Raw genomic sequence first — 12,810 nt, 5'->3', positions numbered from 1 at the left:
TCCACCCGGAGATGCCCCGTGAGCCGATTCGCTGTCCTGCTCGCCGCGTTCGCCGTTGTCCCGTCCGGCGCGGCCGCCCCGGTGCCCAAGCACCTGATGAGGACCCCGGAGCCGGTGTACTACTACCCGCTCGTGCCGGGCACGAAGTGGGTCTACACCGACTGCACCCTGATCATCGACCGGGTGGAGGACTCGAAGGACGTGAAGGGCGCCAAGGTGGTGACGGTCGTGGCCCCGAACGGGCAAGGCGTCAACGCCGTGAACGACGTGATGCAGGTGACCGACGGCGGCCTCGCCCGGCTGGGCCTGGGCAGCGGAACGTTCAACGCGCCGCTCGTCTTTCTCCAGTCGCCGGTCCGGGTGGGCACCACCTGGGAAGTCAAAACCAGCGGTGCGGAGGGCACCGGAACCATCGCGGCGCTCGAGAAAATCACGGTCGCGGCCGGAACGTTCGACGCCGTCCGGGTCGACCTCGCGCAAACCCAGGCTAATGGGCAACGGATCGTTTCCGCGTGGTACGCACCGAACGTCGGCCTCGTGCGGATGACCGACAACGGCAAGGACGTCTGGGTGCTCCAGTCGTTCGAGCTCGGCAAGCCGGCCCAAAAGTAGCTCACCGGTCGTCGCCCTTCCGGTCGTCCGTTCGCCGCTGCTCGCCGCGGTTAGCCCCGTGCGAGGAGCACCAGCACGAGCACGACGGCGCTCACGATGGCCGCCGTTAAGAGGAGCACCGCGCGGGGCGTTCCGTGGCGCGTGGCCCGGAACGAGGGCCGCTTCACGAACGCGAAATCGGGAGCCGGTGCGACCCCCTGGGCCACCGCGAGCAGCGACTCCGGCGGGATCGCGTTCATATCGGGCACGAACCCGAGGGCGGCCAGCGCGACCGGCGGCACTTCAACGGCGTCGAACGCGTCGGCCGCGGGAGACAGCCCCTGCAGGTTCTGCACGACGAGTTCGACCAGTTGCTCGGCCACTTCAGAGGGCACGCCCCCGGCAACAAGGGCGGCTTCGATTTGCGTGAACGAGATGTGACGGGTCAGCAGATACCGGACCGCCCGCAGGAGCAACTCGTACCGCTCGTGCGGCTCCAGTTGGTGGGGCGGAGGGAACGCGGGGAACTCGTCCCCGTTGTTCGGTGCGAGCATGGGCGGCTCTGGAGTTTAGATACGACGGATGCGGTAGATGGTGCCCTTGGTGCGCTCGCCCCCGGGTTCGCCGGCCCGTGCGAAATCGGGCGTCACGCTGTACCCCGCCTCTTCGAGCTTCCACCGGAACACGCGGGCGGGAAGCCGGTCCGGGTCGGCGATCAGGCACACGCCCCCGGGCGCGAGAACCGACTCCAGGAGGTGTACGAGCGGCTCCACCAGGCGCTCCTCGTACATCAGGTCCGACCCGATCACGACGCCGTATTTCTCGTCGTCGGGCGGGCAGCGGAAGTCAACGGGCCGCGTCGTGAACCCGCGGCTGAAGCCGTTCAACCGGGCGTTCCGCGCCGCGAAGGTGAGGGCCGTTTCGTCCACGTCGGAGAACGTGACCTGAAGCCCCTTCGCCAGGCACGCCACGCCCGCCAGCCCTAGCCCGCACCCGATCTCCAACACCTCCACGGGCTGCGGGTACGTGTCCCACGGCTCGCGCAGCACCGCCTTCGCGAGCATCCGCGCGCTGGGCCACAGCGTCGGCCAGTACGGGACGTAGTCGTCCGCCGCGTAGGCGGACCGGCACCACGGGTGGTCGAGCAGCTTATCGCCCTCGGCGGGGCGGTCGATGCGGAACGTGTAATCATCGACGAACACCGTTTCGCGAACGGTTTCGGCGACGGCTTCCGGCGGGGTGCAATGAAATCGCGGCGGCATCCGGGGTGATGTTACAACGTCGGTCGGGAGAAGCCAGAGCGCAGGGCAATCGCGAAGGCACTGGGGCGCGTGTCTGAATGACATCCGCCCGGGTGCCACTGCCGGCCAAAGGCGGGCCGTGTGGCACCAACGTTCGATGGAGGAGCCAAGACGAATTTGACAGGATTTACAGGATGAACCGGCTTTCAAATCGATCGGTCTTGATCCGGTTCATCCCGCCGATCCCGTCAAATTCGTCTTCGTGAACACGAGGCCCGTGTGGGCCGAAACGAAGCCGCGAGCACCCGCCGATTCGCCGCTCACACGTTGTAGGCCTTGCTGGTGGTGGTGCCGCCGCGGCCGGTCCAGTTGGTGTGGAAGAACTCGCCGCGCGGCTTGTCCAGGCGCTCGTAGGTGTGCGCCCCGAAGTAGTCGCGCTGCGCTTGCAGCAGGTTCGCCGGCAGCCGGGCCGTGCGGTAGCCGTCGTAGTACGCCAGCGCGCTGGAGATCGCCGGCAGCGGGATGCCGCTCGCCGCCGCCGCCCCGACCACCCGCCGCCACCCGGCCTGTGCCTTGCCCAGCTCGCCCGCGAAGTACGGGTCCACCAGCAGGTTCACCAGCGACGGGTTCTTGTCGAACGCTTCCTTGATCTTGCCGAGGAACGCGCTGCGGATGATGCACCCGCCGCGCCACATGAGCGCGATGCCGCCGTTGTTCAGCGTCCACCCGTTGGCCTTCGCCTGGGCGGCCATCAGCGCGTAGCCCTGGGCGTAGCTCACGATCTTCGCGGCGTACAGCGCCATCTCCACGTCCGCGACGAACTGCGCCTTGTCGGCCACCGGCTGGGCGGTCGGGCCGGCCAGCAGCGGCGCCGCGGCCACGCGCTCGGCCTTCTGGGCCGACAGGCACCGGCTGAACACCGCCTCGGCGATCAGCGTCAGCGGGACGCCGTTCTCGGTGGCGCTGTCCACGGTCCACTTCCCGGTGCCCTTCTGGCCGGCGGTGTCGAGGATCACGTCCACCATCGGCTTGCCGGTCTCGGGGTCGACGAACGCGAGGATGTCGGTGGTGATCTCGACCAGGTAGCTGTCGAGCACCCCCTTGTTCCACTTGCCGAACACCTGGCTCATCTCGGCGGGGGCCATCCCGCACAGGTCCTTGAGCAGGTTGTACGACTCGCAGATGAGCTGCATGTCGCCGTACTCGATGCCGTTGTGCACCATCTTCACGAAGTGCCCGGCCCCCTCCGGCCCGACCCAGTCGCAGCACGCGGCCTCGCTGCCGTCGGTGTCCTTCACCTTCGCGGCGATGGCCTGGAAGATGGGCTTCACCTCGGGCCACGCGGACTCCTCGCCGCCCGGCATGATGCTCGGCCCCTTGAGCGCGCCCTCCTCGCCGCCGGACACCCCCGAGCCGATGAACCGGATGCCCTTCTCCTTGAGGCTCTTCATCCGCCGCGAGGTGTCCGGGAAGTGGGTGTTCCCGCCGTCGATCAGGATGTCGCCGGCCTCCAGGTACGGGAGCACGCTCTCGATGGTGTCGTCCACGGCCTTGCCGGCCTTCACCATCATCATGATCTTGCGCGGCCGCTTGATGCTGGCGACGAAGTCTTTGAGGGAGTGCGCGCCGACGAACTTCTTGCCCGCCCCGCGGCCGTTGACGAACTCGTCGACCTTGGCGGTGGTGCGGTTGTACACGGCGCACGTGAAGCCGTGCGACTCCATGTTGAGGACCAGGTTCTCGCCCATGACGGCGAGCCCGATGAGCCCGATGTCGGCGGTGGCGTTAGCCATTGCGGAGCCCCGAGTTGGGTGGTGAGGAGACTGCGGCGGGCACATTTTAGCGACCGGGGGCGCGGAACCCAGGTTCCGCGCGAAGATCGCGGGCGCGTTGCGCCTTTGAACCTTCCCCCCGCGCCCCGTATCCTTCACTGAATCACCAACACCGGGCCGGCCCGTTTCATACCGGTAGCCCCGACCCCTGGCATGCAACCAATGTCGCAAAAAGTCTACATCGAAACCGTCGGCTGCCAGATGAACGTGCTCGACAGCGAGCTGGTCATCGGCGCCCTCCGCAAGCGCGGGTACGACCTAACCGACGACCCCGCCGCCGCCGACGTGCTGCTCTTCAACACCTGCTCCGTCCGCGAGCACGCCGAGGACAAAACCTACTCCGCGCTCGGCCGCGTGCGGCTGGTGAAGCGCGACAAGCCGGGCGCCGTGATCGGCGTGCTGGGATGCATGGCGCAGAAGGACCAGGACGCGATCCGCAAACGCGCCCCCTACGTGGACATGGTCGTCGGGACGGGGCAACTCGGGGCCGTCCCCGATCTGGTGGACAAGGTCCGGGCGACCCGCGAGCCGCAACTGGCGGTCAGCCTCGGGCGCGCCGACGGCGGCCGGAACGAGGTGGAAGCGAGCTTCGTGAGCTACGACCCGGCCCGCGACCCGTCGATGCGCCCGACCCCGTTCCAGGCGTACGTGCGCATCCAGATCGGCTGCGACAAGTTCTGCACCTACTGCGTCGTCCCCTCGACGCGCGGCCCGGAGCAGAGCCGCCCGCCGGAGCACATCTGGAACGAGGTCCGCCAACTGGTCGATCAGGGGTGTAAAGAGGTCACGCTCCTCGGGCAAACGGTCAACAGCTACGTCTACGAGAGCGGCGACACGCGCACGCGCCTCTCGGACCTGATCGCGGGGATGCACGACGTCGCGGGGCTGGAGCGGATCAAGTTCGTGACCAACTACCCGAAGGACATGACCGACGACCTGCTCGACGCCGTCCGCGACCTGCCCAAGGTGGTGAAGTACCTGCACGTGCCGGTTCAGTCCGGGTGCGACGAGGTGCTGAAGCGCATGAAGCGCAGCTACACGGCCGCGTACTACATGGAGATGCTGGCGCGGTGCCGGGAACTGGTCCCCGGCGTGTCGGTCAGTTCGGACTTCATCGTGGGGTTCTGCGGCGAAACGGAGGAGAGCTTCCAGAAGTCGATGGAGCTGGTGCGCGAAGCCAGGTTCAAGAACTCGTTCATCTTCAAATATAGCGAGCGCGGCGGCACCAAGGCGGCGGAACGCTACCCCGACGACGTGCCCGAAGAGGTGAAGAAGCGCCGCAACAACGACCTGCTCGCGGTGCAGAACGAGAACAGCCGGCTCGACCACCGCGCCCAGGTCGGCCGGGTGGTCGAGGTGCTGGTGGAGGGGCCGAGCCGGCGCGAGCAGTCGAACCGCGAGCGCGGCGCGACGATGCAACTGACCGGGCGCAGCATGGCGGACCATATCGTCGTGTTCGACGGCACGGAACGCCTGATCGGCGAAACGGTGAAGGTGACCGTTACGGACGCCTCGCCGTTCACGCTGTACGGGGACGTGCAACTGGACGAAGTCGTGGGCACGACGGGCGCCGATCCCTCGCGCGCGAGCCGGGGCGTGCCGCCGGCGCGCCCGGACCGCTTCTCACTTCCGCTTGTGTGAGAAGGCGACGTACAATAGGGTGCGACCGCGAACCGTCGGAGCGCGTCGCCCGTGAAGTTGTACCGCGTGATGAAAGTGGATGCCGGTGGGAAACCCCTTATCGGCACGAGGCGAAACATGCTCGGTGTGCGCCCAACGGACCCGACCAACAAGGACCCGCGTCGGCTGCCGGATGTTGGAGCGGTGAACGATGCGGATGTCATTTCACCAGGCGAGGGTCTGTCCACATCACAAGACGTAAAGCAGCTTCGAGCCAATCCAGGTGAGGCGATCTTTGAGATCGAATCCGACGACCTCGGGTCCACACTCATGGCGAATCCGGATCGCCCGCCGCACTGCCTGATTCAACCGGCCACGACTTGCACACTCGGCCAGTTTCAAAAGGAACTGGCCGATACTCGCGACCTGTGGCGGCCAGTACAGTAGGAGCGGTGGATTATGATTACCCTCAATGTGCTTCGTACTGCCGCCCTTTCCGAACGACCGTGGACCGCGCTTGATGCGTTGGTACGCGTTGAACTTGCGTCCGGTCGTCTGACACGGGCGATCTACGACGACATCATCGGGCTTCAAGAAGAACTCCGACAAGCACCCGATTACAGCGAAGAGGCCGACGATGCAATCGGCGATACGCTTGACCTTCTCATAGGCTTTTGCCCAGCGGGACGAGAGTACAAGAATCCGCCTATATTGCCGACCGAAGAAGAAATCGCGGTGTTGCCCCGCTGGGCGCGGGTCGCATTTGCGGTTCGGTGCGCTTGGCGTGTGCTTCCACTGTATGTACGAATCGACCAACCGCGTTGGTTGAAGCATTCCCGTGTCCTGATGGATGTCCTCGACGTCGCGAGCGACGCGGCAGACGCGGCAGAATTGCCTCAATCGTTTGCTGCCATCCGAGAGGACATTAGTCACATTGCAACGGCTGGTTGGACGAACCTCGATAAACTGGGGCAGGCCGAGTATCCGACGGGCGGTTACCTCCTCGTTCGCACTGTGTGGCACGTCGCACACACCGCCGATACGAATCAATTTACAACGCGCTTTACTACGAGGTCAGCAGATTACGCAGCAATGAAAGCGGCTGAGGCGGCAGGGTTCAGCGTGACGCCCGCTATCCGTCGCGACTTCGACCACCTATCTCAACTCGCCGAGGCTCAGCGCTGGGACGACGACACGCCCGTTTCGCCCGGGGTGTTTGGTCCCCTGTGGCCGGAAGGTTTGCCGAAAGGTTGGCCCGTAGCAAGCCACATTCCGCAATGGACCGAACTCGTAGTCGAGGCGTTTGCGTGCGAACGGGCCACCGAGAAGATGCTAGAAGACGATCTCGTGAACCTGTTTCACGTGCTAAACCGCTATTACATCGTCCGAAGCGGCTCCCGACTCACGCTCGATCAGTTCAATTCACTCCTACCCGCACTCGTGCCGGCCGAGGTGTAATCGTGGCCGAAGACGCGAAGCAGAAATTCGAACTCCGACTCGTGCCTGCCGAAGGGCGGCCCGATCCAGTGGTGTTTGACGATCTCGTGAAGCTCATCAGACAGGGCATTGCGACCGCGCCGAAGCAGGCGCCGCAAATCAGCACGGCGGGTGAGTTCAGCGCCCCGTCGGACGGCTCGCAGAACGCACTCGAAACGCAAGTCCGGCATCGCATCGAGCAGGTAAGCAATTTGAGCGTAGCCGACGTTGCGAAGCGGGCCGAAATCGCCAAGCAGCCCGATGGCGAAGTCCAACTTGCGGACGAGGCGCTTGCCGCAGCTCAAGAGGTTGTCGCGGCCGTCCAGCGCATGCTCCTGCGCGGAATTGCAGTTCAAGTGCCCCCAGACACGAAGTGAGCCAGCCGCGACCCGAGTGACCAGCGACCAGCGCGGACCCAGATGGCGCTGTAACCCCCGTTACAGTGCCGCTCGGTCGCAACGGGCGGGGCACCGACGGGACATTCGCGGGCGTCCGACCGGTCCGGAGCTGGCGGTTCGCTGGTACACTGCTACCACCGCATCGCGCCGTCATGTTCGGCACAACCCTTCAATACGACCAGGACCGAGGGCGGTGCCATCTGGGTAGATAGTGGCAATCCGTCGGGAGTTACCCGCTCCCACCGAACTCCGTTCGGCGGCTATCATCTACCTCATGCCGGCACCCGAAGACACCATCCTGAAGGCCGTCCGCGACACCGACCGCGGGCGCCGCAACCTCGCCTCGCTCGCGTCGCACCTCGGCGAGCGGGCAGCAGCCTTGTTTCCCCCGCTCGGGCGGCTCCTGCCCCGCGCGCCCGACCCCGACATGGCGCTCAATAACCTCGAGCGCCTTTTTGCCCGGTCCGAAGCCCAATCGCACCTGCCCGCGCTGCTCGAGAACCGCGCCCGCGAACTCGACGCCACCCTCCTGCTGCTCGCCACCTCGCAGTTCTTCGCGGACGCCCTCGCGGCGTACCCCGAGTTCCTCAGTACCGTGTTCCACGTCCCGCGCCGCAACCCCACCACGGCGGAACTGACCGCGCAGCTCCGGGCCGAGATCGAGGCCGCCGGCGACGACCCCGGGGTGCTCCGCGCCTTCCGCCGGTTCCGCGACCGGCACACGCTCCGCATCGGGATCGGCGACGTGATCCGCGACCGCCCGCTGGAGGAGATCACCCGCGAGTTATCGCGCCTCGCCGACGCCTCCATTGAGGTCGCGATGCAGCACGCGGCCCGCACCGTCGGCGCGCGGTTCGGCACCCCGCTCACCCCGGCCGGGCGCCCGGCCAAGCTCACCGCGCTGGCGTTCGGGAAGCTCGGCGGGGACGAGCTGAACTACTCCAGCGACATCGACCTGATGTTCGTGTACGACCTCGACGGCGAAACCAACCGCCGCTCCGGGGTCACCAACGCCGAATTCTTCGACCGCGTCATTAAAGACGTGGTGCGGCTGCTCTCCAGCCACACCGACCGCGGGCAGGCGTACCGCATCGACCTGCGGCTGCGCCCCGAGGGCAACCGCGGCCCGCTCGCCCGGTCGATCGCCAGCACGCTGAGCTATTACGACACGATGGGCCGCACCTGGGAGCGGCAGGCGCTCATCAAGCTGCGGCACGTCGGCGGCGACGCGGGGCTGGCGCGCGACTTCCTGTCCGCCATCGAGCCGTTCGTGTACCGCAAGTATTTCAGCTTCGCCGAGATCAACGAGGTGAAGGCGCTGAAGCGCCAGATGGAGCAGAAGGCCCAGCGCGCCCAGCTCCAGGACGCGGACTTCCCGCGCGACGTGAAGACCGGGCGCGGCGGCATCCGCGACATCGAGTACACGGTGCAGTTCCTCCAGTTGCTCAACGGCGGCGACCTGCCGGCGGTGCGCCAGCGGAACACCTTGCTCGGCCTCGAAGCGCTCGAAATCGCCGGGTGCCTGAACCCCCAGGAGACGTACATCCTCGCGGACGCGTACCGCTTCCTGCGCAAGACCGAGCACCGGCTGCAACTGCTGTTCGACCTGCAAACGCACAAGCTCCCGGCCGGGGGGGACGAGCTGCGCAAACTCGCCCGCCGGATGGGCTACGCCGAACCCGCGCGAGCCCCCGGGGCCGGCGCCCGGGGCGAAAGCAAGAAGCCCGAGGAGCCGCCCGCGCCGGAGTCTGAACTCCGGGCGCCGGGCTCCACGCTCGCCGCACAGCGGCGCTCGCCGCTCGACGAGGCCGAGTTGCCGCCGCTCGACACCCGCGACCTGCTGGTCGACCCGCTCGACCAGTTCCTGAAGGACCTCCAGGACAAGACCGCGCTCGACCGCGCCATCCTGAACCACCTGTTGCACCAGTCGTTCCCCGGCGAAAACGGGCACACCGAGCCCGAAGCCGACTTGATCCTTCACCCCGACCCGGACCCCGACACGGTGCGCGCGGTGCTCGGCCGCTACCCGTTCCGCGATGTGCCGAAGGCGTTCGCGAACCTCTCGGGCCTGGCGCGGGAGAGCGTGCCCTTCCTGTCCGCGCGGCGGTGCCGGCACTTCCTCGCGAGCATCGCCCCGGCCCTGTTGCGCGCGGTGGCGAGCCGCCCGGACCCGGACGAGGCGCTCACCAACCTGGAGCGGGTCAGCGCCTCGCTGGGCGCCAAGGCGGTGCTGTGGGAGCTGTTCAGCATCAGCCCGCCGAGCCTGAAACTGTACGTCGAGTTGTGCGCCGGCAGCCCGTTCCTCTCGGGGCTGCTGATCAACAACCCCGGGATGGTGGACGAACTGCTCGACTCGCTCGTGCTGAACCAGCCGCGCACCGCCGACGACCTGCGCGCCGAGCTGACGGAGCTGCTCCGCGGCGCCACCGACCCGGACCCGATCCTGCACAGCTTCCAGGACAAGGAGTTCCTACGCATCGGCGTCGCCGACCTGCTCCACAAAACCGACATCCGGGCGAACACGGCCGCCCTCTCCGACATCGCCGAGACGCTGCTCAACCAGGTGGTAGAACTGGTCGAGCCGGCCGTGACGGCCAAGCTCGGCGCGCCGGGGAAGCCCTCCGGCACCGGGGCGGACGAAGCCTGCCCGTACGTCCTGCTCGGCCTGGGCAAGCTCGGCGGGCGCGAGATCAGCTACCACAGCGACCTCGACCTGCTCCTCATCTACGAAACGGACGGCACTACCTCGCGCGGCGAGTCGAACCGGCTGCACTTCACCGAACTCGCCCAGCGCGTCATCAAGCTGATGAGCCACATCGGGCCGCGGGGGCGGCTGTACGAGGTGGACATGCGGCTCCGCCCGACCGGCAAGTCCGGGAGCCTCGTTCTGCCGCTGGCGGAGTTCCGCCGGTACTTCGCCGGGTCCGCGTGCCAGTTGTGGGAGCGGCAGGCGCTGGGCCGCGCGCGGGTGGTGCGCGGGGCCGCCGCGTTCGCCGCGGAGGTGACCGCCGTCGTGCGGGACGCGATGCTCGGCCCGGCGTGGCGGCCGGACGTGGTCGAGGACGTGCGGGCGATGCGCCAGAAGCTCGAATCGACCGCCGGCCCGCGGAGCTTGAAGCGCGGCCCCGGCGGGCTGACCGACGTCGAGTTCGTGGTGCAACTGCTCCAGCTCAAGCACGGGCGCGAGCGCCCGGAGGTGCTCGCACCCAACGTCTGGGACGCCCTCGACGCGCTGGCCGCCGCCGGGCTCTTGCCCGAACCGGACGCGACCGCGCTCCGCGACGGGTACACCTTCCTCCGCCTCGTCGAGGCCCGGCTGCGGATCGTCACCGACCGACCGCTGACCGAGCTCCCCGAAGCCGAGGGCGAGCGGGCGAAGCTCGCCCACCGGCTCGGGTTCGATGCGCCGGCCGATTTCCTGGCCGCGTTCACCCGGATCACCGCCGGCGTCCGCGCCGCGTACTCGGCGGTGCTGGCCCGCGCCCGCGCGTAATCGGTCTTGCCGTCCCAACTTCTCAGCCGATAGAGTGGCACGCCCTGTGCCGTAGGGGTTTGTGAAATCGCTCGAAACCGGCCCCGGCCGGGTCGGGTAGAATACGCCGTGACCGGCCCGCCCGGCACGCACCACCTCGAAAAGGATCGGAGCTCATAATGCGTCTGTCCCGCCTGGGCCTCGCGGTGACCCTCTGCGCCGCGCTCACCGGACCGGCCCGTGCCGCCGAGCCGGACAAGCTGCTCCCCGCCGACGCCGACACCGTCGCGTACGTCAACTTCAAGCAGATCCTCGAAGCCGACGTCATCAAGAAGTACGCGCTCGAACAGATCAAGCAGGCGCTCGCCGGCCAGGACGCCAAGAAGATCCTGGAGGAAATGGGCCTGGACCCGATGAAGGACATTGAGAAGGTCTGGATCGGCATGTCCGGCTCCGGCCGCGACGACACCAAGGCGCTGGTCGTCGTCCACGGCAAGTTCGACCCCGAGAAGCTGCTCAAGGCGGCCGAGGTCGCGTCCAAGAAGGACGGCGACAAGTTCAGTGTGGTGAAGGACGGCGGGAACACGCTGTTCAAGTTCCAGCCGGAGAACGGGAACCCGGCTTACGGCACCGTGGTCAACGACAGCACCGTGGTCATGGGCACCGACAAGAAGATCATCGCCACGGCGCTGAAGCAGAACGAAGACGCCAAGAAGGCGCCGATCGCGGCCGAGCTGACCACCCTGATCAAGGGCCTGGACGAGAAGGCGTCGCTGTTCGCCGTGTCGCAGGTGAAGGGCAAGCTGGACTCGGTCAAGCTGCCGGCCGACCCGATCGACCTGAGCGGGCTGGCGAAGGCGCTGCCGAAGACGAACACGATGAGCATCGTGCTGCGGGTGTCCGCGGACGTGAACATTGAGGTCACGTTCGGGATGAAGGACGAGGACGCCGCCGAGGACATGGGCGCGGCTCTGGCCAAGGTGATCAAGGACGTGGGCGGGTTCGTGCCGGCGCTGGTCGCGTTCGAGCCGAAGGCCAAACCGCTCGGCGAGATCCTCAAGACCATCACCTCGGACGTCAAGAAGAACAGCGTGGTTGTGAAGGGCAAAGTGACCGGTGACACCATCGGCAAGATGATCACGCCCGAGGGCTGATTACGGGCAATGAATGGCTGAAGGCCGAGCCGGAGCGAGTCGCTCCGGCTCGGCCTTTTTATGCCGCGGGTGGGGTTTCGCTGCCAGGTGGCGCCGGCGGAGGGGGGCTGGGTTGCGCCCCGCCGCGCGGGTGAAACTGCCGGTGCAGCGCCTTCAGCCGGTCGCGGTCGACGTGGGTGTAGATCTGCGTGGTGGCGATCGACGCGTGCCCGAGCAGTTCCTGAACGGTGCGCAGGTCCGCGCCGCCGGACAGTAAGTGCGTCGCGAAACTGTGCCGCAGCGTGTGGGGGCTCACGGTCTTGGGCAGCCCGGCGCGCTTGCAGTACTTCTTCACCAGCGCCCACAGGTGGATCCGCGTCAGCGGGCGGCCTGTTTTGCTCGTGAACACCACCTCAGGACCGGCCGCTGGGCGGCCGCCTTCGTCAACGCCGCCACCCAGGTACGCCCTCAGAGCGGTGACCGCGTGCCGGTTCAGGGGCACCACCCGCTGCTTGCTCCCTTTCCCGACACACTTACAGAACCCGGAATCCAGGTACACGTCGTTGAGCTTCAGGTTCACCACCTCCGACGCGCGGCACCCGGTCGCGTAGAGCACCTCCAGCATCGCCCGGTCGCGCAAGTGGAACCGGTCGCCCGGTTGCGGCGCGGTGATCAGCGTCTCGACCGCCGGGGGCGGGAGCACTTGCGGCACCCGCTCCCACAGATTCGGTGAGCTGAGCAGGTTCACCGTGGTCGCGGACGCACGTTCCTCGAGTTGGAGGAACCGGTAGAACATTTTGAGCGCGACGAGGTGCCGCGCGATGCTCGGCGCGGCGAGTTGCTCTTCGTGGAGGAACGCGACGTACGCCGCGAGGTGCTTGAGCGTCGGGTGGGTGTAATCGGGGAGTTGGACCTGCTCCACCCAGTGGGCGTACCGGGCGAGGTCACGCCCGTATGCGAGAAGGGTGTTCTCCGCCAGCCCGCGTTCGGACTGGATGTAGTCGCGGAACGCGACGATGTCGGCCAGTAACTGAGAGTAGCCCATCC

The 12,810-nt window shown here is 67.3% G+C and carries 11 protein-coding genes; 7 read left to right on the top strand and 4 right to left on the bottom strand.

Annotated features, from left to right (window positions below; all coding sequences use genetic code 11):
* The first annotated feature begins 18 nt into the window (after window positions 1-18).
* Entirely contained in the window at window positions 19-612 is a 594-nt protein-coding gene (locus GobsT_RS33695; RefSeq protein WP_010044584.1) for a hypothetical protein, read from the top strand.
* A gap of 50 nt (window positions 613-662) precedes the next feature.
* Here the strand turns inward: GobsT_RS33695 and GobsT_RS33690 are convergent, their stop codons facing one another.
* From GobsT_RS33690 to gnd, 3 genes are all read right to left on the bottom strand, one after another.
* A complete protein-coding gene (locus tag GobsT_RS33690; RefSeq protein WP_010044587.1) occupies window positions 663-1,145 on the bottom strand; it encodes a hypothetical protein in 483 nt (160 codons plus the stop codon).
* A 15-nt stretch (window positions 1,146-1,160) separates the two neighbouring features.
* Window positions 1,161-1,853 carry a class I SAM-dependent methyltransferase gene (locus tag GobsT_RS33685; protein ID WP_010044589.1) on the bottom strand — a complete coding sequence of 231 codons (693 nt, stop codon included), beginning with the start codon at window positions 1,851-1,853 and terminating at the stop codon, window positions 1,161-1,163.
* Window positions 1,854-2,152: 299 nt separating this feature from the next.
* Entirely contained in the window at window positions 2,153-3,625 is a 1,473-nt protein-coding gene (gnd, locus tag GobsT_RS33680) for a decarboxylating NADP(+)-dependent phosphogluconate dehydrogenase (RefSeq protein WP_010044592.1), read from the bottom strand.
* Window positions 3,626-3,817: 192 nt separating this feature from the next.
* On the opposite strand from gnd, the gene miaB reads away from it, so the two are divergent.
* The 6 genes from miaB (at window position 3,818) to GobsT_RS33650 (ending at window position 11,784) form a co-directional block, all read left to right on the top strand.
* Window positions 3,818-5,305 (top strand): tRNA (N6-isopentenyl adenosine(37)-C2)-methylthiotransferase MiaB, encoded by a 1,488-nt coding sequence (miaB, locus tag GobsT_RS33675; protein ID WP_071529318.1) that lies wholly within the window; start codon window positions 3,818-3,820, stop codon window positions 5,303-5,305.
* A gap of 51 nt (window positions 5,306-5,356) precedes the next feature.
* Complete coding sequence (locus GobsT_RS33670; protein WP_148087970.1) at window positions 5,357-5,731, top strand: hypothetical protein; 375 nt, start codon at window positions 5,357-5,359, stop codon at window positions 5,729-5,731.
* Window positions 5,732-5,743: 12 nt separating this feature from the next.
* Complete coding sequence (locus tag GobsT_RS33665; protein WP_148087969.1) at window positions 5,744-6,742, top strand: hypothetical protein; 999 nt, start codon at window positions 5,744-5,746, stop codon at window positions 6,740-6,742.
* A 2-nt stretch (window positions 6,743-6,744) separates the two neighbouring features.
* Complete coding sequence (locus tag GobsT_RS33660; RefSeq protein WP_010044605.1) at window positions 6,745-7,137, top strand: hypothetical protein; 393 nt, start codon at window positions 6,745-6,747, stop codon at window positions 7,135-7,137.
* A gap of 295 nt (window positions 7,138-7,432) precedes the next feature.
* Window positions 7,433-10,651 (top strand): bifunctional [glutamate--ammonia ligase]-adenylyl-L-tyrosine phosphorylase/[glutamate--ammonia-ligase] adenylyltransferase, encoded by a 3,219-nt coding sequence (gene glnE / locus GobsT_RS33655; protein WP_010044608.1) that lies wholly within the window; start codon window positions 7,433-7,435, stop codon window positions 10,649-10,651.
* A gap of 158 nt (window positions 10,652-10,809) precedes the next feature.
* A complete protein-coding gene (locus tag GobsT_RS33650) occupies window positions 10,810-11,784 on the top strand; it encodes a hypothetical protein (protein WP_010044611.1) in 975 nt (324 codons plus the stop codon).
* A 58-nt stretch (window positions 11,785-11,842) separates the two neighbouring features.
* Here the strand turns inward: GobsT_RS33650 and xerD are convergent, their stop codons facing one another.
* Entirely contained in the window at window positions 11,843-12,808 is a 966-nt protein-coding gene (xerD, locus tag GobsT_RS33645) for a site-specific tyrosine recombinase XerD (RefSeq protein WP_010044612.1), read from the bottom strand.
* Window positions 12,809-12,810: the final 2 nt, after the last annotated feature.

Origin of the sequence: Gemmata obscuriglobus (assembly GCF_008065095.1) — a bacterium.
Taxonomy (GTDB): domain Bacteria; phylum Planctomycetota; class Planctomycetia; order Gemmatales; family Gemmataceae; genus Gemmata; species Gemmata obscuriglobus.
This window is presented reverse-complemented; position numbering and strand designations above follow the sequence as displayed.

Bases quoted from the DNA above. Each gene is read 5' to 3' on its own strand.
- GobsT_RS33665 (WP_148087969.1), top strand. From the start codon at position 5,744: ATGATTACCCTCAATGTGCTTCGTACTGCCGCCCTTTCCGAACGACCG.
- gnd (WP_010044592.1), bottom strand. From the start codon at position 3,625: ATGGCTAACGCCACCGCCGACATCGGGCTCATCGGGCTCGCCGTCATG.
- GobsT_RS33650 (WP_010044611.1), top strand. From the start codon at position 10,810: ATGCGTCTGTCCCGCCTGGGCCTCGCGGTGACCCTCTGCGCCGCGCTC.
- miaB (WP_071529318.1), top strand. From the start codon at position 3,818: ATGCAACCAATGTCGCAAAAAGTCTACATCGAAACCGTCGGCTGCCAG.
- glnE (WP_010044608.1), top strand. From the start codon at position 7,433: ATGCCGGCACCCGAAGACACCATCCTGAAGGCCGTCCGCGACACCGAC.
- xerD (WP_010044612.1), bottom strand. From the start codon at position 12,808: ATGGGCTACTCTCAGTTACTGGCCGACATCGTCGCGTTCCGCGACTAC.
- GobsT_RS33690 (WP_010044587.1), bottom strand. From the start codon at position 1,145: ATGCTCGCACCGAACAACGGGGACGAGTTCCCCGCGTTCCCTCCGCCC.
- GobsT_RS33685 (WP_010044589.1), bottom strand. From the start codon at position 1,853: ATGCCGCCGCGATTTCATTGCACCCCGCCGGAAGCCGTCGCCGAAACC.